The organism is Thermoplasmata archaeon (assembly GCA_035532555.1).
Classification (GTDB): Archaea; Thermoplasmatota; Thermoplasmata; order Lutacidiplasmatales; family UBA184; genus Lutacidiplasma.
The window spans coordinates 68,586-92,092 of record DATKQS010000012.1; the positions used below are offsets into that span (position 1 = coordinate 68,586).

The following is a 23,507-nucleotide window of genomic DNA, read 5'->3' on the forward strand; positions in this document are numbered from 1 at the left end:
AGGTTCGGTGGCCGGAGTCACGATCGCGATCATCGGCGCGCGGGACATCGCGAAGGAGTTCGGCAAGAAAGGCACGGCCTCGGACGTCACGCTGTTCAACCAGGTGGCCGAGGGTCACGTGATCACGTGCGTCGAACCCACCAACTTCCCCGAGAAGGTCCCGCCGCTCTTCGTGACCCTGGGGATGGCCGATCGCTGCCTGCTGGTCATCGATCAGCTCTCCCGCCCGATCGCCGAAACGATCGCGGTCGCCGATCTGTACGATCTTCTGACCACCGTCGTCCTCGGCCCGGCTGTCGGAGAGGAGGAGGTCGGCCGCCTACTGACGGGCACGCGCTTCGAGAGCGCACCGAGGTCCGCGCTCGACTTTCCGGCGCTCCGGCAGCTCCTCGACGGATGGACCCCTCGTGTCAAAGAGGGACCGGTCACCGTCCCGATCGACCATGCGTTCCCCGTCAAGGGGGTCGGGGCCGTCGCGCTCGGCGTGGTCCGTGTCGGTACTCTCCACGCTCACGAGAAGCTCCGACTCTGGCCAACCCCGAAGCTCGTCGAGGTCCGGTCGATCCAGGTCCATGATGTGGAAGTGCCGGAAGCGTCGAACGGGGACCGGGTCGGCGTCGCGCTGAAGGGGGTGGACCCCGACGAGCTCGCCCGCGGCCAGATTCTGGCGCCCGAAGGGTCGCTCCACGCGAGTGCGTCGCTCCGAGGAACGGACCTCGTCCCGTGCCGCTACCACCGCACGCCTTGGGGAGAGGGCGCCCAGATGCATCTCGCCGCCGGGCTGCAGGTCGTTCCTGTATCGGTCGGATCGCGCGACGACCATCAGGCGGTCTTTACCGCCGATCGCGCCGTAGCCTTCCGCCCCGGCCAACGGGCGTACGTCCTCGATCTCTCCTCGACCACCGGACCCCGGGTCGCGGCGCGGGTCGCCCTCCAAGACGGGCCGGACTGACGGCCCCGCACCGGGCCTCGCCGGCCACGAATCCCGCTCGCCCGGCTTAGGCGAACATCGTGACGGACTCCTTGCGGAGTTCCTCTTCGCCGATGACCTTCTCGATCGCGCGGTCGAAGTCGACCGCCGTGACCTGGTCCCGCTCTTCGCGGATCGCCCACATGCCGGCCTCGGTGCAGATCGCCTTGATGTCGGCCCCCGTGGCGCCTTCGCAGCGTGTCGCGAGCGCTTCGAAGTCGATCGGGTCGCGGATCGTCATCGGGCGGGAGTGGATCTTGAAGATCTCGGCGCGTCCGGACGCGGCCGGCACCGGGATCTCGATGATGCGGTCGAAGCGGCCGGGTCGCAGCAGCGCCTCGTCGAGGATGTCGGGCCGGTTGGTCGCGGCGATGATCTTCACGTTCGACAACGGCTCGAAGCCGTCCATCTCGGCAAGCAGCTGCATCAGCGTACGCTGGACCTCGCGGTCTCCGCTCGTCGCGACCTCGAGTCGCTTCGCTCCGATCGAGTCGACCTCGTCGATGAAGATGATGGTGGGCGCCTTCTCCCGGGCCATCTGGAATAGCTCGCGGACGAGGCGGGCCCCCTCCCCAATGTACTTTTGAACGAGCTCGCTGCCGACGAGGCGCACGAACGTAGCGTTCGTGTGGTGCGCGACCGCCTTCGCGATCATCGTCTTGCCCGTTCCCGGGGATCCGATGAGGAGCACTCCGCGGGGCGGGTCGACCCCGACGCGCTTGTACAGCTCGGAGCGCAAGAGCGGATACTCCACCGACTCTCGGATCTCGCGGATCTGTTCGGAAAGACCTCCGATGTCCTCGTAGGTGACGGTGGGCTTGTCGACGATCTCGCTCGCGGTCACGAGCGGATCGAGCGAGGCGGGGAGCACGCCCATTACGGCGAGGGTCTGCTTGTTGAGCGCGACGCGGCTGCCGATCGTCATCTTCGTGTGTTCGACCGTCTCGGCGGAGTTGACGACGAAGTCCGGCCCCGTGGACGACTTGACAATCACCCGGCCGTCCGTAAGGACATCCCGCACGCTTCCGACGATAAGCGGAGGGTAGCGCAGGCGATCGAGCTCCGTCTTCATCCGCTTGACCTCGCGCTGGAGCCGCAGGATCTCGGACTCCATGTAGTGGCGTTCGCTCTCGATGCGCTTGATCGCTTCGGCGAGCTGGGTGTTCCTCAGCTCGAGGAAGTTCACTCGGTCAAACGCATCCTGCGGCGGTGCGGAGGAGTCCGGTTCGCTCATGTCCGTAGAAGTGCGACGAACGTTCGGCTCGTCCGCCGTTAGCATAACGCCTCGGTTTATAAGGAGTCGTCAGTCTCTATCGGGAATCGGTTCCAGCGCATGCACGGAATCCGTACGGCGCGCGCGTTCGCTCCCGGCCATGTCACCGGCATCTTCGCCCCCGATTCGACCGGTCCTGATCCGCGAGCCCGAGGCTCCCGGGGCGCGGGCGTCGTGCTGGAGCTCGGCGTGGTCGCCGCGGCCGCCTGGCGGCCGGGCGCCGCGCGACGCCTGCGTATTCTCAACGGAGGCCGGGAAGCGTTCCCCATCTCCACCGACGTGGCGCGGCGGCTGGTGGGCAATCGCCGCGGCTCGCTCACCGTGCGACTGCACCACGAGTTGCCGATCGGACAAGGATTCGGAATGAGCGCCGCGGGTGCTATGGCGACTGCGCTCGCGGTCTCGGCCGCGCTCGGCCGTCCTCGCGCAAGGGCCATCGAGATCGCGCATCTCGGCGACCTCTTCGGGGGCGGCGGACTCGGCGGTGTGGCCGCGATCCTCGGCGGCGGGCTCGAGTTTCGTCGAACTCCTGGCATCCCACCGTTTGGGGACTCACTGCGCGTGCCGTGGTCCCCGTCCGTGTTCGTCGGTGTCGTCGGGCGTCCCATGCCCTCTCCGCCGAGACTCCGGGACGCACGCTTCCTCCAACGAGCCGGCGCGAGCGCTCGCGGGCTCGATGCATTGCTCGAACACCCCGATCCCGTCCGGTTCTTCCGGGCCAGCGAGCGGTTCACCGACCGGATGGGCGTCGCATCGGTGCGTTTGCGGCGCATCCTCCGCGAGCTGCGGACCGACGGGGCGTGGGCGTTCCAGGCGATGTTCGGGGAGAGCTTCCTGGCCGCTCCCCGATCGCTCGCGGCCCGGGAGCGCGTGATCCGCAGCTTGCGTGCGCGAGGGATCCCCGCGGTGGAGGTCCGTGTCCCGGCTCTCGGCGCACGACGGCTCTCTGCCCTGGCCCACCGATAGCGAGCGATACGCAACCATTTTAACGGAACCCCCGTCTCGCCCGCGCCCATGACGCGAAAACCGGCCCGTATGTACCGCAAGGTCGAGGGCCAGATCTACACTCGCCAGGAGTACATGGGAGGCATTCCCGTCTGCCGCGTCACGCAGTTCGACACGGGCAACCTTCGGCAAGACTTCCCGGTCGAGCTCACGCTCAACACCGAGGAAGCGGCTCAGGTCCGCGACATCGCGCTCGAGGCCGCGCGCATCAGCGCGGTCCGGGTCCTCGAGAAGGGCGCCCCGAACGAGTACCATCTCAAAGTTCGACGGTTCCCGCATCAGATTCTCCGGGAGCACAAGATGGCCATGGGAGCCGGGGCGGACCGTATCTCCTCGGGGATGCGGCGGGCGTTCGGGAAACCCGTCGGACACGCGGTGCGCGCTCAAATCGGCGTCGAGCTCATGTCGATCTATACGACAGCGGCCCACATTCCGGACGCCAAGGAAGCCCTGCGCAAGGCCTCCCACAAGCTCCCGTGCCCGACCCGCCTGCGGATCACGACGAAGGCGTCGTAGACCGCGGGTGAACGACTAGCACCGGGCATTTCACGGCGTGCAAAATCGCGGCCGATACGCTCCCCAGCAAGAGCCTCTTGCCGCGGGAGAGACCGCGAGATCCGATCACCAATAGGTCGGGTGGGTTCGCCTCTACCTGGGCCAGGATCTCGTCCACCACGACTCCCTCTACGCAGATCCCCTTCGCGCGGACCCCGGCGGTCTTCGCCTCCTGGACCGCGCGGTCCAAAAACTGGCGATAATACGGGGTGTCCGTATCGGGAGACGTCGCGGGCACCCAGGGTTCGGAAGAGGCAACGTAGAGCGGCACGAGGGGAGCGACCGTGAGGACCGTCAGTTCGGCCCCGTACTTCTTCGCGAGATCGATGGCGTATCCCAGCGCCTCGCGGGCGATGGGCGAACCATCGGCCGCCACCGTCACACGCTGGATGTTCGGTTCGGTCATCGCTCTCCTCGAGGAGTCCGGGCCTACAAGGTCATTGCGCCCCCTTCCGGAGCTTCCGAGGGTCGATTCAGAACTTCGTGCACCGCCGGGGCGGCGGATAGCGGGGCATGGATTTGAACCATGGATCTACGGGTTATGAGCCCGTCGGGATTTCAGGACGGCCGGCGAGGCCGACCGTTTTCCTGACTACCCTACCCCGCTGCGGGTCGGCCCAGTGAGTCGGTCTATATGAGAGGTGGGAACCGCCCGGAGCCCGGGAGGCGTTCGCACCTTCAACTCGACCGGTAATCCATCCAATCGATGTACGGAGGCTTCATGTTGAGGTAGCGGTGGCGAAAACCCGACGTTTGCATGAGGGAGACCTCGGAGCTCGTAGGGGCTCACGCGCGCTTGGCCGGAGCGCAGAGGCTCCACCCGCGACACCGGCACCGCTGCCCAGGGGAGGAGGCTCAACCTCCCCGTAGTGGACGGGCACATCATCCGCGGCCGTCTCCGTGACTCAGGCCGGGTCCCCGTAGACCGTATAGTGCCAGCCTTTGCGGGCCTGACCCGTTAGATCGATGTAGATGTTCTTGACGACCGTGTAGTCGTTCAGGGAATCGCTGCCCAGGTCCTTCCCGAACCCGGACTGCTTGAACCCCCCGTGGGGCGTTTCCGATCCGAGTGGAAGGTGGTCGTTGATCCAAACATCGCCGAAGCGAAGTGCGTGGGCGGCTTTGAGCGCGGTACGGACATCCTTCGTCCACGCGCTGGCCGCGAGGCCGTACTCCACGGAGTTCGCGATCTCCATCGCCTCGTCGAAGCTGGAGAACTCGAGCACGCCGAGCACCGGGCCGAAGATCTCCCGCTGAGCGATCATCATGTCCGGCGCGACCTGGTCGAAGACGGTCGGGGTCACGAACGCCCCGCTCGCCAGGGACACCGGCGGAGGCGTCCCACCGATGACCACCTTCGCCCCCTCCTGTCGCCCGCCTTCGACGAACTCGAGGACGCGATCCCGGTGACTGGGATGGACGAGGGGTCCGAGATCGGTCGACCGCTCGAGCGGGTTCCCCATGCGAATGGTTTTGATCCGATCCACCAGATGTTGCACGAAGCGGGCTCGGATGGACTTGTGAAGGATGAGCCGAGTTGCGGCCGTACAGTCCTGCCCGCCATTGACGAACCCTCCAACCATCGCGCCCTCGACCGCCGCTAGGAGATCCGCATCCTCGAACACGATGAACGGCGCCTTCCCGCCGAGTTCCAGTTGAAGCCGTTTGACGGTCCCGCTCGCGGCCTCCATGACCTTGCGCCCGGTTTGAGTGTCTCCCGTGAGGCTTGCGAGGTCGACCTTGGGATTCCGACAAAGCTCGTCCCCCACTTCATCCCCAGGTCCCGTAACGAGGTTCAGCGCGCCCTTCGGGAGCCCCGCCTCGTCGAGCGCTCGTACGAGCTCGACCGAGCTGAGCGGGGTCCAGCTGGCCGGCTTCAGCACGACCGTGTTCCCCACGATGAGCGCGGGGGCAATCTTCCACACGGCCATCATGATCGGGTAGTTCCAGGGCGTGATCGAGGCGACCACCCCGACCGGCTCTCGACGGAAGATCGTCGTTCCCTCGCCGGTGAACTCGCTCGGGCTCTTCGCGTCGAGCGTGCGACCGGCGCCGGCGTAGAAGATCAGGTTGTCGATGGCGAACGGAAGGTCGGCGTCGGCGGCCTGCTTGATCGTCTTGCCCTGATTGCGGCTTTCGATTCGAGCGATCTCGGGGAGCCGCCCCTGCAGGATCGACGCGGCTCGCAGGAAGACCTCCCCCCGCGCGCGCGGCGGCAGGTGGGGCCAAGGTCCCCGATCGAATGCCTCGCGTGCCGCGTCGATGGCCCGGCGAGCGTCCTCGCGAGAGCCCTTGGGAACCGCCGAGAGCATCGCCCCGTCGAAGGGGCTCCGCACCTCGAAGGTGGCCCCGCTCGCGGCCCCGGTCCACTCCCCTCGTACGAACATGACGTCGGGCATGGCGGTTCGACCGGTTAGGCGAACTGAGTTCAAATCTTGGAGGGATGCGGGCGAGCCGTCGGCGCGCAGGCTCGCCGCAGGATATATGTCTCCCAACGCCTATGGGCGGCCTTCTTGGCTCCGGAGGGGAGAACATGGATCCAAAGTGGCGGAATGTAATCGTCCTCGTCATCGTGGTCGTGATCGTCGTCGCCGGAATCGGGGTGTACGTCGTGCACACCCAGAGCTCCAACGGAGGTGGTTCATCGGGCACGTGTAGCCAGCCGCTCGCGTCGACGAATCCCATCAAGATCGATCAGCCGGAACTTCCCGACTACCTCGACCCGCAGCAGACGTTCACGACCCCGGGCTGGGCGGCGGTCCAGCAGGTCTACCAGGGCCTTGTGGTTTACAACGGCTCGAGTCCGACGAACTTCTCGGGCGTCCTCGCGAAGAACTGGACGACGTCCTCGGACGGCCTCCACTGGAACTTCACCCTCCGCTCCGGCGTCACCTTCTCGAACGGGGACCCGTACAACGCCTACGTGCAATGGTTCAGCTTCTACCGGAGCTTGCTGCTGAACGCCGGCCCGCAATTCATCCTGTCCCAGAATTTCTGGTATCCAGGATTGAACTACTACTCGAACTCGACGGCCATCGCCAACGAGGAGACGAATCTCTCGGCGTTTCTGAACACCACGGACTTCTTCGCCCCGACCCCTGGCGAGATCCAGGTCATGACCGCCTCGAACCAGTCCTTCCAGGTGCTCAACGCGAACATGATCGAGCTCAACCTCGGGTTCGGGTACCTGGGCCAGGTGCCGTACAACTACCTGTTGCCTTCGATCTCGGCGCCCAACTCCTACGCCGTCGACCCGGCGTTCGTCCAGCAGAACGGAGGCGTCGTCCCGGGCGTTCCGAACACCTACCTCGACGCGAACACGCTCGGCACGGGCCCGTACACGCTGACCGCCTACAATCCGATCGGTGGAGGAGGGTACACGCTCGTCCCATCCTCCCACTACTGGGGAACCTCCGCCGCGCGGGCCCAGCCTTGGAACAACGCGATCCAGCCGGCCAACACCACCGTCCAGATCGTCTTCTCCCAGACCGACACCTCTACGATCAGCGATCTCTTGAACGGCCAGGCCGCCAGCGCCTCATTCGCCTATACCGGACCGTCGACCATCAACCAACTCACAGGAGACCCGTGTCTGGTCGTCCAGCCGCTGTCCACCATCTATGGGGCGACTAGCGGTTCGTGGTGGGTGTTCATGAACCAGTCGGTGTTCCCCTTCAACAACCTGAGCGTACGGGAAGCGATCGTCCACTCCATCAACTACCCGCAGATCATCCAGGACGCGTTCGGAGGATATGGGAGTCAATGGGTGGGCCCCGTGCCGCCATCCTATCCGTACTACAACCCCCAGAGCCTCCCACCGTACGCCTACAATCTGACGCTCGCCCAGCAGGAGATCCAGAACTCGCCCTGCGCCAACAATGCGTGCGCGGGGACGGTCTTCAACTACGAGTACCAAACTCCGGGCGCCGACTGGGCGGATGCCACGAGCATCCTCCAGAGCGATCTCGCTCAGATCGGAATCACCATCAAGCCGATCGGCATGAGCGTCTCTCAGCTGCTCAGCGAGCAGCTCGTCACGAACGGCGTCTGCACCAGCTCCACCACGCTCAACGGGGGACCGTTCTACATCGGTCAGGAATTCTACACGTCGGATTACATCAGCCCGGACGATTGGACCCAGAACGATGCGATCAGCTACGGAAGCGCGAACCTGTGCATGTCGGGCTATGCCAACGCCACAATGGACAACCTCGTCTTGACCGCGGCCGGGACTTCGAACCCCACCCTGCTCAATCAGTACTACACCGAGATGACGAACCTAATGTACTACAATTACACCAACGCCTGGCTCGTCGTTCCGACGGCCGTCGCAGTCTACAACATCCACGTCCACGGGATCATCGAGAACCCCATGGCGAGCGCCGAGCCGTTCGCCTTCTTCTTCAACACCCAGTGGGCCCGCTAGCGAGACTGAACCCGCGCGCGCCCGGCCCGCTCAGCTCGAGGGTAGGCGGTCGGGTGGCGCCGGACCCGATCCGATCAGCGTCTCGGGCGGGATGGAACCGACCTCCTCGGCCCGGTGGCAGGCCACGAGCCGGTCGGGAAACTCGGCGACCGGGCGCAGCGGTGGATCCTCGACCCGGCAGCGCTCGATGACGAACGGGCAGCGCGGAGCGAAGCGGCAGCCGTGTTTCGGATTGATCAGGGTGGGCACTTCGCCGGAGATTCGGTACCGTGCACGCCGACGCTTCGGATCGGGTACGGGCACCGCGGCCAGGAGGGCCTTCGTGTACGGGTGGACCGGCTGGGTGAGCACCGCTCGGACCGGACCGATCTCAATGAGCTGGCCCACGTACAGCACGGCCACTCGATCCGCGGCGTATCGGACGGTCGCGACGTTGTGGGTGATGAGCAGATAGCTCAGGCCCCGTTCGCGCTGGAGACCGACGAGCCGGTTGAGGACCTGCGCCTGAACGGCGACGTCGAGCGCGCTGGTCGGCTCGTCGAGGACCACCAACGAAGGGTTGATGCTGAGCGCACGGGCCAGCGAGAGCCGCTGACGACCCCCGCCGGAGAATTCGTGCGGGTACTGGTCGAGGCAATCGGAAGGGAGTCCGACCTGCGGGAGCAACTCCGCGACCCGCTCGCGTACCGCGGCCCGCCTCAGAGGGAGCTGGGCCCGGATCGGTTCGCTCACGATCTGCCAGACCCTCAGGCGAGGGTCGAGAGAACCGACGGGGTCCTGGAAAACGATCTGAACGTTGCGACGCCAGGCACGAAGCGCGGAGCCGGATAGATGCGTCACGTCCTGCCCCCGGAAGCGGATCGTGCCCTGGGTGGGTTCGTGTAGGCGGGCCACGAGCCAGCCGAAGGTGGTCTTTCCCGAACCGCTCTCCCCGATGAGGGCGAGGGTCTCTCCGGACCGGACCGTGAGCGAGACCTCGTCCACGGCATGGATCGAGCGGGCGGGGGTACGCCCCAGCCAGTCCCGAGCGCTGACCGCGAGGGGGAAGTACTTCGCGATGGAGATGGTCTCAAGGAGGGGTTCGGAGGCCGCGTCCGTCACTACGTCACCTCCTCGGCATGCCAGCAGGCCGTGCGGTGCTCCCCGGCGGGCGCGGTCCCGATCGGCCGCAGCGGCGGCGCGGGATCGGTTGGGCACTTCTCCCGCGCGAAGGCGCACCGGGGATGGAAGACACACCCCATCGGGAGGCGCGCGAGGTTCGGCACCGTTCCCGGGATGGAATCGAGCGGGCCCTCGTCCTTGAAGCGGTTCGGGGCGGCGTGGAGGAGGGCGCGCGTGTACGGATGGCGAGGTCGTTCGAAGACCTCTGCCACCGGACCGAGCTCGACGAGCCGGCCGGCGTACAGGACGCCCACGTCGTCCGCGATCTCGGCGATCACGCCGAGGTCGTGGCTGATGAAGAGGATCGAGGTGTGGAGCTCGTCGATCAACTCCTTCATCAGGGTGAGCACTTGGGCTTGGATCGTCACATCGAGGGCGCTCGTCGGCTCGTCGGCGATGAGGAGCGAAGGGCGCTCCGATAGCGCTTGCGCGATCATCACGCGCTGGCGCATTCCTCCCGAGAGTTCGTGCGGATAGAGCCGGACGATGGTCTCGGGGTCGTTGATCCGCACGAGCGTCAACGCCTCGATGACCTCGTCGTGCATCGAAGGATCGTGTAGGCCCCGCGTCTTGAGATGCTCCTGGACCGCACCGCCGGGAAGGATCGGGCGGGTCAGCGTCGCGGCGGTGGAGGGGGATTCGGGCCTCGAGTAGTCGAACGGAGCTCCCTCCGGATGCGTGGCTCCCGCCCCGCGCTCCCGGATCCTCCGGATCCGGATCGCCTCGGCCACTTGGTCGTAGATTCGGAAGGCGGGATTGAGCGAATTGAGCGGTTCCTGGAAGATCATCCCGATCCCCGTGCCCCGCACCATCGGGAGCTTCCATCGGGGCAGCTTCGTGAGGTCGATGCCACGGTAGACGATCCGACCTCCTCGGACCTGCGCCGCGGGGACGGGCAGGAGCCCGGGGATGGCATGGGCGAGCGTGCTCTTCCCGCAGCCGGTCTCCCCGACGATGCCGGTGACCCGGCCCGGGAGGATCTCGAGGGAGACGTGCGAGAGGGCGTGAACACTTCCGCTGGCGGTGGCGTAACTGACGCTCAGGTCCTCGATCGAGAGGACGGGCTCGGTCACGGCGCGACCCCCGCGTACGGGCCGCTCTCGGCCTCGGCGGTGGGGAGCTCGGCTCCGGCGGGTAGCGGGAGGGCCGCCCCGGCTTGAGCCGTGATCCGGCGGCTGCGCGGGTCAAGCAAGTCGCGCAGTCCATCTCCCAGGAGGCTGAAGGCGAGCACCGTGACGAAGATCGCGAGACCGGGGAAGATGACGGTCCACGGCAAGCTGTTCACGCGATCGGCGTAGAAGGCGATCATCGCTCCCCATTCGACCGGGGGGCTCGTCGGGTACGGCACCCCGCCGGTGACGAACGCCACGGTCGAGAAGGTGACGATCACGGTGCCGATGTCGAGCGTGAAGTACACGATCACGGGCTCGAGGATGTTCCGTAGGACGTGGCGCAGGACGATCCGGCGCTCGGTCACCCCCGCGGCTCGCGCGGCGGCGATGTACGGTTGGTTCTTGACCGCGAGAACCTCTCCCCGCACCAAACGAACGTAGTACGGCCACCACGTGAGAAAGACGGCGAGCACGATCGGGAGCACTCCTCGACCCAGGGCCACCGTGATCGCGAGTGCGAGGATGAGGCTCGGGAACGCGAGAAAGAGGTCGGTGAGGCGCAGGATCGTCGTCGACGCGACCGCGCTCAGACTTCTCGGCCGGTCGTAGTAACCCGCCAGAATCCCCAGTCCTCCCCCGAACAGGAGGGACGCTCCGGCAATCGAGACCCCAATCCCGAGATCCGTCGGAAGGGCCGAGAGGACGTTCGAGAAGATGTCTCGTCCGAGCTCATCGGTCCCGAAGGGGTGCGGCCAGGTGGGACCCTGGCTCAGAGGGCCGGTGAAGATCGCGAGCGCCGGGTACGGCAATACGGCCGGATCCGCCCAGATCACGACCGCGGCGACCGAAAAGATGACCACGAGGACGAACCCGGCGAACGAGAGGGAGTTGGTCCTCAGGGAACGGAAGGCCGTCGCCGCGCCCCGGCCCACTCCCCGTGCGACCGATCCCATCCTCCCCGAGCGAGTGCCGCCGGGCAACCCTGGCCGATCCGAAGATGGGGGATGGGGCTCCATGCGTCCCTACCTCCACGCTACCTTCGGGTCGAGAAAGCCGTAAAGGATGTCGGCGATCAAATTCGCGACGACCGCTCCCACCGCGAAGACGATCGCCACGGCGACGGTCCCGGGGATGTTACTGCCTTGGATGGCATCGTAGGCATACAGTCCGATCCCCGGCCAGCGAAAGATCTCCTCGACCACGACCGTGCCGCTCAGTAAGCCTGCGATGGTGATGCCGAGCACCGTGGTGGTGGAGATCAGGGCCGTGCGAAGGGCGTGCTTGTACATCACGGTAAATTCGCTGAGGCCTTTCATCCGTGCGGACTTCACGTAGTCGAGCGGGAGCACCTCCAGCATCGAACTTCGGGTCATCCGGGTGATGATCCCGAAGTTCAGCACCGCGAGCACGGCCGCGGGCAGGATGAGATGGGCGAGGGCGTCCTCCGTGTACGGAAGGTTCCCTGCTAAGATGGCGTCCAGGACTGACATGTGGGTGATCTGAGGGAACGGCGGAGGACTGTTGGTGTACTCTCCCACGCTCAGCCCGAAGTACGGGGCGACGTAGAACGCCGCCACGAGCGCTCCCAAGTACGTGGGCGTCGCCCAGCCCCCGAGATAGAAGACCCGGACGAGGTGGTCGGCCCATCGACCGTTCGACTGGGCGGCGATGACCCCGAGCGGGATGCCGATCAGAACGATGAGGAGCAGCGACGCGATCACCAACTCGAGGGTGGCGGGGAAGTACTGCTCGATCTGGAGCAAGACGGAGAATCCCCCGGGAGCGGTGCCCCAGTTGCCCGCGAGGAATTCCTTGAGGTAGAGGAAGTACTGGACGACGATCGGTTGGTTGAGGCCGAACGTGGCCTGGCAGGCGTTGATCGCGCTCTGCTTGGCGTGACCCCCGAGCCAGATGATGCAGGGATCCGGGTAGGCGATCCGGATCAGGATGAATGCGATAGCCGTGACGCCGATGACGATGGGAATCAGGAACAGCGCACGCTTTCCGATGAACCAGAGCAGGTCGGAGGTGTTCCGTCCCACGACCGTCCCACTCTCCCTACTCAACCCGATACGGGTCGCGAGATCGCGTCATTCCGATCGAACAGTGTCTATTCGTACAAAAAGGTACGAGGTGACGGCGACTCCCCCACGCCTCCAAGGAGGTGCGCGAAATCGGACGACGGGACCTGAATCTCCGAGAACCCACTGCCGCTCCGATTCACCGGGGCGCGGGTCGGCCGTAGGGGCCGAGCGGCGCCTCCGGTGGCGTTATCGCCGACTCGATCCCACGGCGCTCGAGAGCCGTTCGGAACGACGACCCCGGCACGCACCGCTCCGGAGGAAGGACTCCCCATCCCTGGATATCGCCTCGAACGATGAACTCCGCACCGATGGCCCCGGCGACTCCCACGGCGTACTCGGTGGCCGTGAGACCCCAATCGGGTCGGGCCGGGAATCGCGCAACGGCGTGACGTTCCACTGCCACCCCGCCGGTCGAGCCATGGATCTCGAGGTCGCAGACCTCCGCGTCCTCGACGGTCACGCCTTCGGGAACACCGAGGAGCTTCTCTCGACGCAGAAGCGCCAGGAGGAACTCCCGCGGCCGCACCGATTGTCCTCCGACCACCAACGGGGCATCCGAGGCGAGCCCGAGCAGCGCCATGATCCGCAGGAGATCGATCCCCGGCCCTCCCTCCTTCCATTCGCAGTGCCGGAGTCCCTTGTCCCGGAGGCTCTCGGGAAGTGTCGCGGGCTCCGAGTGCAGCGTCCGATAGACTTTCACGGCCCCCACGGGGGGTGCGAAGGCGTACACCTCAGCCCCGCTCATGGGCGGATAGTCCCGGTACGCTCCGTTCTCGTAGATCACCGCAGGGAGGATCATCTCGTCAAGGAAGGTGCTCGGCGACCAAGTGAATAGAACTTCGGGCCCGTTGTGGGTCAGATCGATCCAGCCATCGCGGATGATAATGGAGTCCACTCGATCGAGATCTCGAGTGGCTTCCATGGCGAGGACATTGGAGACTCCCGGGACCTGCCCGAGACCGGGAACGGCGAGGAGATGCTCGCTGCGGTACGATTCGTCCAGCTCGAGCTGGCGCCGCGTCATGTGGAAGAGTCCCCCGAAATCGAGGTACGGGATGCGAGCGGCCCGGCAGGCGGCCATCACCTCGAGGTTGAAGGCATACTGGACGGCGTTGACACAGACCGAAGCTCCCTCCAGGAGTCGGATCAGCGCCGCTCGGTCGCGAACATCGATCTGCGCCGCCTCGACTCGGTTCCCACCCGCCCTCCTGCGCGCTCGTTCGGCGAGAGCCGGATCGAGGTCGGCCGCAAGGACCGAGTCGAACTCGACGGAATGGGCGAGGTCCCGCACGGTGCATTGCCCGGTGAGCCCGCCGCCTCCCAGGACGACGGCGCGGGTCATCGGCACCCACCCCCCGTCCTCGAGCGGGCGGTGGACGGGGTCCGGTCCTCGACCATCCTTCGCGCGGTAGGTTGCGAACTAATGGGCTTTTGCATGGGCCCGATCGATCGCGATGGACCCGGACGGGCCCGGCATTCGCGGTCCATTCCGGCGAAAGGAGGAGGGCCGTGGTCGAGGCTACACCGACTCTTCGATCTCGCCCACTTCTAGGCTACCGGCAAGTTGAGGAGCGGCGTCCGCGAATATCTCCAAGTGGCGGTCGACGTCCTTCTCGGTGTGCTGGACCGAGAGCGTCCATTGTTCGTCCGGGCCGGTCCCCGAAGGGATGAGCCCCCGGTTCAGGCACAGGTAGTAGTAGCGCATCGACCGGTCCCCGTCCACGGTCAGGAAGTCGCGCCAGTTCCGCACGGGGTGGTCGGAGAAGTAGACGGTCCCCGAAGGGCCGTCGTGCGAGACGTGAGCGGTGACGTGAGCGTCGTGGAGCACCTCGAGGTACCCCCGTGCGAGACGGTCGTTGAGCCGGGCGCTCTGGGCGAGAGCTTCGTCCGTTAGGATGTGGTCGAGCGACGCGAGGCAGACCGCCATCGCGAGCGGGTTGGAGTTGTAGGTGCCCGCGTGCGCCACCTTGCGGGGTCCGACCTCGTCGAGGATCCCCGTGCGGGCGGCCACGACCGAAAGGGGAACGCCGCACGCGATCGATTTCCCGAGCGTCATCAGATCGGGGCGGACGCCGAGCCGGGCCGCCCCGCCATGCGGATACTTGGCCCCGGTCTTGATCTCGTCAAAGATGAGCAGCGCCCCCACCTCGTCGCAGAGCTCGCGGACCCCGGGCAGGAACCCGGGTTCGGGTAGAACGAATCCCATGTTCATCGGGATCGGCTCGGTGATGATTGCCGCGAGGTCGTGGGCGTGTTCCCGGACGATCGCGCGGGTCGCGTCGAGGTCGTTGAACGGGGCTACGAGGGTTCGCTCCGTGGTCTCGGGAAGGAGGCCAGGGGAGGCCGCGGCCGACCGCGGGCGGTCCGATGGGCCGGCCACCTCCGGACGTGGTTTCACGCCGACCAGGAGCGTGTCGTGGGAACCGTGGTAGCATCCCTCGAACTTGAGGACGTACGGCCGGTGCGTGAAGGCGCGGGCGAAGCGGATCGCGTGGTGGGTGGCCTCGAGTCCGGTCGTGCTGAACCGGGCCTGAGCCATGCCAAAGCGGCGGCAGATCCGTTCCGTGACCTCGGGAGTCCTCTCCCACTCGTAGCCGTAGATGGTTCCGGCGTCGATCTGCCGCCGCATCGCCTCGACCACTTGGGGATGGGCGTGGCCGCTCTGCAAGGACCCGAATGCCATGTTGAAATCGAGGTAGGCATTGCCATCGGCATCCCAGAGTGTGACCCCCTGGGCCCGACGAACGTAGAAGGGGTACGGGTCCGCGAACCGGTAGTTCGAGTGGACGCCCAGCGGGGTCCATTTCCGCGCCTGTTCCCAGAGCGCGGCGGATCGAGGAGTCCGGCGACGATACTCGTCGTATGCGGCTTCCCCTCTAGGATCCATCGTCCCATCTCCGGATGCTCGGCGCGTAAAGGCGTGAGATTGAGGTCGGGGGCTTACAAAAGGATTGATGTGAGCCGAACCGGGCGCCACGGACCTTCTCCCGGAGGTCGATCCATCTCGTTCGCGTCGCCTCGGGAGATCGCGAGGTCGCTTGGATCCCTAAGGGAAAGCCGCGGGAGGGGTTCGAACCCTCGACCTGCTCCTTACCAAGGAGCCGCTCTGCCAGCTGAGCCACCGCGGCACTGTCCCGAGCCGAGCGATATCAGTTCTTCCGCTTTCCGCCTGCCCCGGGTCTTTGCGAGGCCCCTTCGCTCCATGGGAATCCCTTCGAGATCGTCGCCCAATCCAGGCGGGCCCCGGTCCGGAACGGTTGCTTCGCTAGGAAGGCCTGCATGCCGGCCTTCTGGTCGGGGGTCCCGAAGAGGTGGGCCCAAAGATCGAGCTCGTAGGCGAGACCCTCCTCGATTCCCGGGTCGATCGAGCGAAGGAGGGCGAATTTCGCCGCGGCGAGCGCGACCGGGGGCTTTTCCGCGAGTTCCCCCGCGAGCGCGAGGGCCGTGGAGAGGAGGTCCGCACGAGGTACGACCTGGTCGACCAGCCCCAGCGCGTGGGCTTCCTTCGCGGAGACCGATCGGCCCGTCATGATCCACCGTCGGGCCGCCGCGAGACCGATGCGGCGGGGGAGACGCCGGGTCCCGCCCCACCCGGGCATTACCCCGAGGTTGATCTCCGGCTGCCCGAAGGAGGCATCGTCGCTCGCGATGATGAAATCGCAGGCGAGCGCGATCTCGCAACCCCCACCGAGACATACCCCGTTCACGGCGGCGATCACCGGAAGCGGGAGCCGCTCGATCCGTCGGGTGGTTCCCTGCCCGCGCTCGCCATGGTCGTGCGCCTCAGTCGGACCCATCGGAGCCATCTCGCGGATGTTCGCGCCGGCCGCAAATGCCCGATCGGACGCGCTGGCGAGCACCACCGCACGGACCTCGGGGTCGGCTTCCGCTTCGTCCAACCGGCGGACGAGGGCGTCGAGCACCTCGCGGCCGAGCACGTTGACGGGAGGGTGGTCGATCATCACTACGGCGATCGGGCCCTGGCGTTCGTAGCGAATGGGCCCGTCGGACGATGGGTCCGTCACATCCGGTGGAGCGGCGAGCCATAATTAACGGTCGCCGGCCCGATGCGACAACCCTTTTCGGACCGGCACGTTCGCCCGCCGTGCGCGGGTCCGTGTCGGGGAGCTGGCAGGGGATGGGGGGGACCTGAACGATGCCCCGGGAAGCCGTCTCGACATGGTTTGGCGCTTTCCTGCTCGAGGATGGGAAGATTGTCCGGTCGTATCCCTGTCCCAAGGATGCGGCCGCGATCCACGAACGGATCGCGCTCCGCCGAGCCGGAGACCTCACCCCGGAGGACGCGCATCTGGTGCGGGAAGCGGCGGGCGCCGACGTGGGAACGCGCGACCGGCGCCTCGCCGAGCGAGGTCTGCGGCTCGACCTTCGACTTCGCGGTTCGGTGGATCCCACGACCGTCGGCTTCGACCCTCGCCTACTGCGGGATCCCCTCTTGGAGGAGGCCGATCGAGCGCTGCACGCGGGCTGGGACCCTTCAATCCACGTCCAGGAGGCCGTGCGCGCGATGACCGACCTCGATCACATCCGCAACCTCCTAGGCGAGCGCATCGGCAGCTGGAGCTCGCGCGACGCTCCCGAGACCGATCCCGGCGATCACGCGGCCGCCGCACGGCTGCTTCTCGAGGACGGCACTCCGGCCTCCGGACTCTCCCCACCGGATCCGAGCCTCGCCCGAGCTCGCCGACGGCTCGCCGAGACGTACCGGTCCATCGAGTCGGTGCGCTCGGATCTGGACAAGGCGGTCGAAGAAACGGTTCCCAAGCAGTGTCCGAATCTTTCAGCGCTGCTGGGTCCGGCGCTCGCCGCCCGCATGCTCGCTCAGGCCGGGGGCCTCGATCGCATGAGTCGGATGCCGGCGAGCACGATCCAGGTACTCGGAGCGGAGCGGGCGTTCTTCGAGCACCTGCGCGGACGGGCACCTCCGCCTCGGCACGGCCTCTTGTTCCTGCACCCGCGGATCCAGTCGGCCGGCCGGACCGAACGCGGCCGCCTTGCCCGCGCCCTCGCCGGGAAGACCGCGATCGCGGCCCGGCTCGACCGCAACGGCGCCCCGCTCGACCCCGATCTCGCACGCCAGTTCGAGAATCGGGCGACCGTGATTCGCGCGAACCCCCGCAGGCGCGGGGCTCCGAGATCACGCACGCCACTTCACCGAGCAACCCAGCACCGGTAGCTCCGCGGGTGCCACGGGCTTGCCGGCAAGGGCGGCGTCCAGCGCCGCCTCCAGGTACGGGTGGTGGACCGCTTCGGGATGTTCGTGATTGTCGTCGATGCGGCCCTGGAAGATGAGGCGGCGCTCGCGGTCGAAGAGCATGGCGTGCGGGGTCACGAGCGCGCCGTAGGCGTGGGCGATCTCCTGGGACTCGTCCCGCAGGTACGGGAACGGGTAGGCATGCTCCTGGGCCCGGCGCGCCATCATCTCCATTCGGTCGTCGGGGTACGCGACCGCGTCGTTCGCATTGATCAGGACGATCCCGACGCCGCGGGGGCCGTACTTCTCTCCGATCTCGACCATCCGACCCTCCCAGGCCCGGACGTACGGACAATGGTTGCACCACCAGACCACGAGCAAGAGCCGGTCCTTCGCGAACTCATCGATCCGATGCACCCGCCCGTCCGTTCCGCGGAGTGCGAATGCCGGGGCGACGTCGCCGGGATGGAGCTTGAACTCGGAAAGCTCGGCCACGGGTTGCCTAGAGAGCCCGACCTCTTAGCGGTTGAGCGTCGGGGATATCCCCCTCTCCGCGCTTTCCCCGGCGGACGAGTGGATGGACGAGGAAGACGGGTCCCCGATCGATGCGGAGGAGAACGAGCGACGGGACGAAGCGGCCTTGCGCCGGGCGAGCGTCGCGTGGAGAGCCGCAACCGTAGCCACGCGATCCCTCTCGATCGGAATCGGAGTCCCCGCCACGACCGCCTGGGTGGACGATGCCCGGCGCCGCGGGATCCCGATCGTCCGGCGTCGCACCGGCGGCACCGGAGTCCTGCACCTCGCCGGGGACCTCGTCTGGTCGATCGTCCTTCCCCGGGAGGATCCCCGCGTGGGCCGGGACTACGCGCACGCGTACGCTCGGCTCGGCGCCGGCGCGACCCGATTCCTCACCGAACTCGGATTGGAAGCAAGGTGGACAGCCGCTCCGTCTCTTTCGAGATCCTGCTGCACGCTCGGAGAGCGAGGGTGCGTGCTCACGGCGAAGGATCGCGTGGTGGGAGGGGCGGCCCAGCACCTCACGCGAACGGCCCTTCTGCATCACGGTACAATCTCCGTGACGGTCGATCGACCTCTGGTGCGCTCGCTGTTCGACCTGAGGAGCCCGTCGGACGCGGACCGGCTGGCGGGCATCGCGGAACTGGGAGTCGGGCTCTCGGGAGCGCGGCTCGCCGCTCGGCTCTCGGAGTCGCTCCGGGCGGAGTTCGCCTAACGGGGCGGCTCCGTTCCCGGGGCGGAGGCTCCGGGGGGTCGCGCCTTCCAGAGCGGATCGGCCTCGCGCTCGGCGTCGCGTCGGATCTCCTCCCACGAGGCGCGGGTGAGGGTCCGGCCCCGGACGACACACTCGCCGTCCACGTAGACCGAATCGATCGCTCCTTCCTCTGCCGAGTAGGCGAGGTGCGAGACGATCGCCTCCGGCCGAGCGGGAACGAGCGTCGGATGGTCGAGGCGGAAGAGCGAGAAGTCGGCCCGCTTGCCGACCTCGAGCGAGCCGAGGTCCTGGCTCCGCCCGAGAAGGTGGGCCCCTTCGATCGTTGCCATGTCCAGAAGGGTCTGGGCGGGTAGCGCGCCCGGGTCCCATCGGTGATGCTTCTGGAGGAGGCCCGCGACGTGCATCTCGCGCAGCATCGAGAGGGAGTTGTTGCTGGCGACCGAATCGGTGCCGATCCCGACCCGAACCCCGGCGCCTTGGAGCTCGACGACGGGGCAGACCCCACCCACCGCGAGCTTCAGGTTCGAGCTCGGGCAGTGGGCCACGCCCACGCCGCGCGTCCCCAGGATCTCGATCTCCCGCCGGGTCAGCCAGACCCCGTGAGCCCCGATCATGCGCGGGCCGAGGAACCCGATCTCGTCGAGCCACATCACGGGCCGTTTGCCCGTCTTCGCCTCGTGCTCGTGGACCTCGCGGCGCGTTTCGGAGAGGTGGAAGTGACAGAGCGTCCGCGTCTCCTCCGCGAGCGCGCGGGCGCCGAGCCACGTCTCCTTCGAGCAGACGTACACCCCCTGCGGTGCGGCGAGCGGCGTGACCCGGGGATGATCCTTCCATCGGCCGATGAACGCTCGGGCGTTGTCGAGCGGTCGGCCTTTCTGGGTGGTCAGTTCCGGGTCGAGGACCGCCCAGCCCAGGAACCCGCGGATGCCGAGGCGATCGACGGCGCGCGCGACCGCGTCCTCGTGATAGTACAGATCGAGGAAGGAGGTCGTCCCGCCGAGGAGCATCTCGGCGATCCCCGCGGCAGCCCCGACCTCGACGTCCTTCTCGACCCGGCGCGCGTCGACCGCGAACAGGGTCTCTAGGAACCCGGAGAGATCGCGCTCGTCCGCGATCCCGCGCAACAGCGACATCGCGACGTGCCCGTGCGTGTTGACGAACCCCGGTACCGCGGCGAACGCCGTCGCATCGACGACCTCGGCGCCCGTCCGCAAGGCGTCGGGGCCGACATGGGTGAAGCGGCCGCCTTCGATGCGAAGATCTCCGCGCACGACCCGGCGCCGGGCGTCCTGCGTGACGAGGAGCGCCCCGGTGAGCACGACCGGTCCGGTCTTCGCCCCGTCGCTCACGACCGGGCTACGGGGCTCGGGGTAAAAGGGGTTCGGAAGGGGCCGTGCTCGCGGCGGCATCGAGCGAGACTTCGGGAAGGTCCCGCATGCCCTCCCGGCTGGTACGCTCGAAGCCCCCCAGACCTCGCATCAGGCTCAGGACCCAAGGCCGCGTGAAGACGATCACGATCGGCACGACGGACGTGGCGGCGAGGATCACGACGACCCAGAACCCCGAGACCCAGCTCGCGCTCGGCATCCCGAGAATCGTTGCGGTCGTGTTCGGGATGAGCACGACCGCCCCGATGAGCGCGATCACGAGCGCGAGGTAGGCGATCCCGAGCATGCGGATATTGGAGGTGTTGGCGAGCGCGCTGATCTGGTTGGATATCCTTCCGAGCTCCACCGCCGATTCGGAGATCCGGTTCCCGTCCTGGCTGGTCCGCAGCAGAATGACGTCCCGGAGTACGCTCTGGATCTCCGTGCACAGCGCCTCCTGGCGCGCCGCCTCGCTACGGATCTCCGGGAGGACCGGGCCGATCTCGGGGAACGCGGAGCCGAGCGACTCTCCGAGCTGGCTGACGAGCGAGACGAGTCGGATGACCCGACGCCGCGCTTCCGCCACCTCGCGGGAGGTCGCCTCCATCTCCGCGATCGGGATCGACGCCGCCGAGGTGGGCCACGAGGCGAGCCGCTCGTCCAGCCCCACGAGGTGTTCGGTGTAGTTGGCCCAAGCGTACTCGACGAGATCGACCAGGAGCGCCGTCGATCCGGAGAGCTGCGAAGTGGTCGAGCGCACGCTCCGCGGAACGGTGCCTCCGAGCGGCAGCACTTCGCTGCCGGCGAGCCATAGTCCCTGCCACTGGAGTGCCCCGCGCGGCCCGAAGATCCCGAGCGCGATCAGGGTCCCGTTCGGGCCTCGCGTGACGACCGTTCGAGGCACCCCCGGCCCACCGGGATGGATCGTGCGAAGGGCCTCCGCGACCGTCGTCACCGGGGCCATCCGCCAGCGCCTCCTACTAGATGTCGAGGTTCGTGACCTCGACCGCGTGCTCCTGGATGTACAGGCGTCGGGGTTCGACCTCTTCCCCCATCAGGATCTTGCATAGATCGTTCGCTTTCTGGGCATCCTCGATCGTGACGCGCAGGAGCGAACGCGCGCCGCGCTGCATCGTCGTCTCGCGCAGCTGGTCCGCGTTCATCTCGCCGAGTCCTTTGTAACGCTGGATCGTGACGCCCTTCGGGCCTCCCATCGATTTCGCTTCGCGGTCGCGCTCCTCGTCGGAGTAGGCCCAAGCGACCTTCGAGCCCTTCTGGAGCCGGTAGAGCGGCGCTTGGGCGATGTAGACGTGTCCTTCATTGATCAAGTCGGGCATCTTGCGGTAGAACAGCGTCAGGAGCAGCGTGCGGATGTGCGATCCGTCCACATCGGCATCCGTCATCAGGATGATCTTGTGGTACCGCAGCTTGGAGAGGTCCTCTTCGTCCCCGATGCCGATCCCGATGGCGGTGATCAGGGACCGGATCGCGTCGTTCTGGAGCATCTTATCGAGCCGCGCCTTCTCGACGTTCAGGATCTTGCCTCGCAGGGGGAGGATCGCCTGGAACTCCCGGTCCCGGCCCTGCTTTGCGGTCCCCCCGGCGCTGTCGCCCTCTACCAGGAACAGCTCGCACTCGGTCGGGTCACGCGAGTGGCAGTCGGCGAGCTTCCCCGGGAGTCCCCCCCCCTCCAGGAGTCCCTTGCGGCGCGTCAATTCCCGCGCTTTGCGCGCCGCCTCGCGTGCCTGGGCGGCCTGCACGGCTTTGGAGATCAGCGCTTGTCCGACCGCGGGGTGCTCCTCGAGGTACTCGGCGAGCTTGTCGTTGACCGCGCTCTCGACCTGGCCCTTGACCTCGGAATTCCCGAGCCGGGCCTTGGTCTGGCCCTCGAACTGGGGTTCGAGCACCTTGATCGAAAGGACGCAGGCCAGCCCCTCCCGGACGTCCTCGCCCGAGAGACTCTCCTTGTCGCCCTTGATGAACCCGCGGGCGCGGGCGTGCTCGTTGAGGGTGCGCGTGAGCGCGGCCCGGAGACCGATGACGTGGGTCCCGCCGTCGACCGTGTTGATGTCGTTGACGAAGGCGAGCGTCGTCTCGTTGTACCCGTCGTTGTACTGGAGTGCGACCTCGATCTCCGTCGTGTCGCGCTTCGCGTGCAGGTAGATGGGGGGTTTGAACAACGGATTGGTCGAGGTGTTGAGGTCCTCGACGAACTCGATCAATCCTCCCGCGTGATGGAACGTGACCTGGGTCGCGTCCCGCTCGTCGGCGAAATAGATCGTGACGGCCGGGTTCAGGAACGACAGCTCCTTGAGTCGCCGCTCGACAACATCGCGGTCGAAGATGAGCGTCTCGAAAATCTCCCGATCCGGCTTGAACCGCTGCTCGGTGCCGGTTCCGTCGGCCTTCCCGATGACCTCGAGGGGAGCGACCGGGGCGCCGCGCTCGTACCGTTGGAAGTACTCCTTCCCGTCCCGTCGGACCCGGACCTCGAACCATTCGCTCAGTGCGTTGACGACGTGTAGGCCGACTCCGTGCAGGCCCCCGGAGACCTTGTAGGCGGCTCGATCGAACTTCGAGCCGGCGTGCAGGACCGTCATCACGATCTCAAGCGCGGGGCGCTTGTACTTGGGATGGATCTCGACCGGTATCCCGCGTCCGTTGTCACGGACGGTGCACGTCCCGTCCTTGTGCAGCGTTACCCAGATCTCGGTACAGGCACCGGCAAGTACCTCGTCGATCGAGTTGGCCACGACCTCGTTGATCAGGTGGTGCAGCCCGCGGGTGTCGGTCGAGCCGACGTACATGCCCGGGCGCCGACGGACCGCGGAAAGTCCCTCCAGAACCTGGATGGAACTCGCATCGTATGCAGGGGTGGAAACCGACTCCGGAGGCATGGCGGAAGCGACGGAACTACCCGTCATTTCTACCGAGCCGGGCGCGCATTATAAGCGTATGTCCTCGGCGGAAAATCGACTCTCCGGACCCCCTCGGTCCGGCGCGTGTGGGAAGGCCGGCGAACCCTACCATCCGGGGACCTCCCGGGGCCCTTGCGGTCGGCAATCGCCGATGCCGAGTTCGCCATGATAAAGACCCAAATAGCCCCCGCTC

At 66.9% G+C, this 23,507-nt stretch carries 20 protein-coding genes and 2 tRNA genes; 6 read left to right on the forward strand and 16 right to left on the reverse strand.

Annotated elements, in window-relative coordinates:
• Positions 1-7: 7 nt before the first annotated feature.
• Positions 8-952 (forward strand): EF-Tu/IF-2/RF-3 family GTPase, encoded by a 945-nt coding sequence (locus VMV28_03450; protein HUZ79656.1) that lies wholly within the window; start codon positions 8-10, stop codon positions 950-952.
• Positions 953-998: 46 nt separating this feature from the next.
• Here VMV28_03450 and VMV28_03455 read toward each other — a convergent pair whose 3' ends face one another.
• The gene (locus VMV28_03455) at positions 999-2,204 is read right to left on the reverse strand and encodes a proteasome-activating nucleotidase (protein HUZ79657.1); all 1,206 of its coding nucleotides are present in this window, start codon (positions 2,202-2,204) and stop codon (positions 999-1,001) included.
• Between the two features lie 99 nt (positions 2,205-2,303).
• Between VMV28_03455 and VMV28_03460 the strand changes: the two genes are divergently transcribed.
• Entirely contained in the window at positions 2,304-3,209 is a 906-nt protein-coding gene (locus tag VMV28_03460) for a hypothetical protein (protein HUZ79658.1), read from the forward strand.
• Positions 3,210-3,257: 48 nt separating this feature from the next.
• Positions 3,258-3,764 (forward strand): 50S ribosomal protein L16, encoded by a 507-nt coding sequence (locus VMV28_03465; protein ID HUZ79659.1) that lies wholly within the window; start codon positions 3,258-3,260, stop codon positions 3,762-3,764.
• On the opposite strand, the gene VMV28_03470 is transcribed toward VMV28_03465, so the two are convergent.
• From VMV28_03470 to VMV28_03480, 3 genes are all read right to left on the reverse strand, one after another.
• Positions 3,745-4,209, reverse strand: coding sequence for a universal stress protein (locus tag VMV28_03470; GenBank protein ID HUZ79660.1), 465 nt, complete (start codon positions 4,207-4,209; stop codon positions 3,745-3,747). The genes VMV28_03465 and VMV28_03470 overlap by 20 nt on opposite strands.
• 98 nt (positions 4,210-4,307) lie before the next feature.
• Positions 4,308-4,410 (reverse strand) — tRNA-Met (locus VMV28_03475).
• Positions 4,411-4,708: 298 nt separating this feature from the next.
• On the reverse strand, positions 4,709-6,202 hold the full coding sequence (locus tag VMV28_03480) for an aldehyde dehydrogenase family protein (protein HUZ79661.1): 1,494 nt from the start codon (positions 6,200-6,202) through the stop codon (positions 4,709-4,711).
• A gap of 134 nt (positions 6,203-6,336) precedes the next feature.
• On the opposite strand from VMV28_03480, the gene VMV28_03485 reads away from it, so the two are divergent.
• Positions 6,337-8,229 carry an ABC transporter substrate-binding protein gene (locus VMV28_03485; protein ID HUZ79662.1) on the forward strand — a complete coding sequence of 631 codons (1,893 nt, stop codon included), beginning with the start codon at positions 6,337-6,339 and terminating at the stop codon, positions 8,227-8,229.
• A gap of 30 nt (positions 8,230-8,259) precedes the next feature.
• Here VMV28_03485 and VMV28_03490 read toward each other — a convergent pair whose 3' ends face one another.
• From VMV28_03490 to VMV28_03525, 8 genes are all read right to left on the reverse strand, one after another.
• On the reverse strand, positions 8,260-9,330 hold the full coding sequence (locus VMV28_03490) for an oligopeptide/dipeptide ABC transporter ATP-binding protein (protein HUZ79663.1): 1,071 nt from the start codon (positions 9,328-9,330) through the stop codon (positions 8,260-8,262).
• Positions 9,330-10,463: an ABC transporter ATP-binding protein gene (locus VMV28_03495; protein HUZ79664.1), complete on the reverse strand. Its 1,134-nt coding sequence runs from the start codon at positions 10,461-10,463 to the stop codon at positions 9,330-9,332. Before VMV28_03495 ends, VMV28_03490 begins: the two co-directional genes overlap by 1 nt.
• Entirely contained in the window at positions 10,460-11,518 is a 1,059-nt protein-coding gene (locus VMV28_03500; protein HUZ79665.1) for an ABC transporter permease, read from the reverse strand. The genes VMV28_03495 and VMV28_03500 overlap by 4 nt, the downstream gene beginning before the upstream one ends.
• A gap of 6 nt (positions 11,519-11,524) precedes the next feature.
• On the reverse strand, positions 11,525-12,544 hold the full coding sequence (locus VMV28_03505) for an ABC transporter permease (GenBank protein ID HUZ79666.1): 1,020 nt from the start codon (positions 12,542-12,544) through the stop codon (positions 11,525-11,527).
• A gap of 178 nt (positions 12,545-12,722) precedes the next feature.
• Positions 12,723-13,928, reverse strand: coding sequence for a saccharopine dehydrogenase C-terminal domain-containing protein (locus VMV28_03510; protein ID HUZ79667.1), 1,206 nt, complete (start codon positions 13,926-13,928; stop codon positions 12,723-12,725).
• Positions 13,929-14,105: 177 nt separating this feature from the next.
• Positions 14,106-15,473, reverse strand: coding sequence for an aspartate aminotransferase family protein (locus VMV28_03515; protein ID HUZ79668.1), 1,368 nt, complete (start codon positions 15,471-15,473; stop codon positions 14,106-14,108).
• 168 nt (positions 15,474-15,641) lie between these two features.
• A tRNA-Thr gene (locus VMV28_03520) sits at positions 15,642-15,714 on the reverse strand.
• Positions 15,715-15,735: 21 nt separating this feature from the next.
• Positions 15,736-16,611: an enoyl-CoA hydratase/isomerase family protein gene (locus VMV28_03525; GenBank protein HUZ79669.1), complete on the reverse strand. Its 876-nt coding sequence runs from the start codon at positions 16,609-16,611 to the stop codon at positions 15,736-15,738.
• A 131-nt stretch (positions 16,612-16,742) separates the two neighbouring features.
• Here VMV28_03525 and VMV28_03530 point away from each other — a divergent pair, with 131 nt between their 5' ends.
• Positions 16,743-17,780: a hypothetical protein gene (locus VMV28_03530; protein ID HUZ79670.1), complete on the forward strand. Its 1,038-nt coding sequence runs from the start codon at positions 16,743-16,745 to the stop codon at positions 17,778-17,780.
• Here VMV28_03530 and VMV28_03535 read toward each other — a convergent pair.
• Positions 17,742-18,293 (reverse strand): thioredoxin family protein, encoded by a 552-nt coding sequence (locus VMV28_03535; GenBank protein HUZ79671.1) that lies wholly within the window; start codon positions 18,291-18,293, stop codon positions 17,742-17,744. The two genes, VMV28_03530 and VMV28_03535, sit on opposite strands and share 39 nt — an antisense overlap.
• A gap of 82 nt (positions 18,294-18,375) precedes the next feature.
• Here VMV28_03535 and VMV28_03540 point away from each other — a divergent pair, with 82 nt between their 5' ends.
• A complete protein-coding gene (locus VMV28_03540; GenBank protein HUZ79672.1) occupies positions 18,376-19,029 on the forward strand; it encodes a hypothetical protein in 654 nt (217 codons plus the stop codon).
• On the opposite strand, the gene VMV28_03545 is transcribed toward VMV28_03540, so the two are convergent.
• The 3 genes from VMV28_03545 to gyrB are packed head-to-tail and all read right to left on the reverse strand — an operon-like array spanning position 19,026 to position 23,320.
• The gene (locus VMV28_03545) at positions 19,026-20,378 is read right to left on the reverse strand and encodes an amidohydrolase (protein HUZ79673.1); all 1,353 of its coding nucleotides are present in this window, start codon (positions 20,376-20,378) and stop codon (positions 19,026-19,028) included. The two genes, VMV28_03540 and VMV28_03545, sit on opposite strands and share 4 nt — an antisense overlap.
• A gap of 7 nt (positions 20,379-20,385) precedes the next feature.
• Positions 20,386-21,360, reverse strand: coding sequence for a hypothetical protein (locus VMV28_03550; GenBank protein HUZ79674.1), 975 nt, complete (start codon positions 21,358-21,360; stop codon positions 20,386-20,388).
• 16 nt (positions 21,361-21,376) lie between these two features.
• Entirely contained in the window at positions 21,377-23,320 is a 1,944-nt protein-coding gene (gyrB, locus tag VMV28_03555; protein HUZ79675.1) for a DNA topoisomerase (ATP-hydrolyzing) subunit B, read from the reverse strand.
• Between the last annotated feature and the right edge of the window lie 187 nt (positions 23,321-23,507).

Excerpts from the sequence above, each read along its gene's own strand:
- VMV28_03455 (HUZ79657.1), bottom strand. The coding sequence starts at position 2,204 with ATGAGCGAACCGGACTCCTCCGCACCGCCGCAGGATGCGTTTGACCGA.
- VMV28_03460 (HUZ79658.1), top strand. The coding sequence starts at position 2,304 with ATGCACGGAATCCGTACGGCGCGCGCGTTCGCTCCCGGCCATGTCACC.
- VMV28_03465 (HUZ79659.1), top strand. The coding sequence starts at position 3,258 with ATGACGCGAAAACCGGCCCGTATGTACCGCAAGGTCGAGGGCCAGATC.
- VMV28_03470 (HUZ79660.1), bottom strand. The coding sequence starts at position 4,209 with ATGACCGAACCGAACATCCAGCGTGTGACGGTGGCGGCCGATGGTTCG.
- VMV28_03480 (HUZ79661.1), bottom strand. The coding sequence starts at position 6,202 with ATGCCCGACGTCATGTTCGTACGAGGGGAGTGGACCGGGGCCGCGAGC.
- VMV28_03485 (HUZ79662.1), top strand. The coding sequence starts at position 6,337 with ATGGATCCAAAGTGGCGGAATGTAATCGTCCTCGTCATCGTGGTCGTG.
- VMV28_03500 (HUZ79665.1), bottom strand. The coding sequence starts at position 11,518 with ATGGAGCCCCATCCCCCATCTTCGGATCGGCCAGGGTTGCCCGGCGGC.
- VMV28_03510 (HUZ79667.1), bottom strand. The coding sequence starts at position 13,928 with ATGACCCGCGCCGTCGTCCTGGGAGGCGGCGGGCTCACCGGGCAATGC.
- VMV28_03515 (HUZ79668.1), bottom strand. The coding sequence starts at position 15,473 with ATGGATCCTAGAGGGGAAGCCGCATACGACGAGTATCGTCGCCGGACT.
- VMV28_03530 (HUZ79670.1), top strand. The coding sequence starts at position 16,743 with ATGCCCCGGGAAGCCGTCTCGACATGGTTTGGCGCTTTCCTGCTCGAG.
- VMV28_03540 (HUZ79672.1), top strand. The coding sequence starts at position 18,376 with ATGGACGAGGAAGACGGGTCCCCGATCGATGCGGAGGAGAACGAGCGA.
- VMV28_03550 (HUZ79674.1), bottom strand. The coding sequence starts at position 21,360 with ATGGCCCCGGTGACGACGGTCGCGGAGGCCCTTCGCACGATCCATCCC.
- gyrB (HUZ79675.1), bottom strand. The coding sequence starts at position 23,320 with ATGACGGGTAGTTCCGTCGCTTCCGCCATGCCTCCGGAGTCGGTTTCC.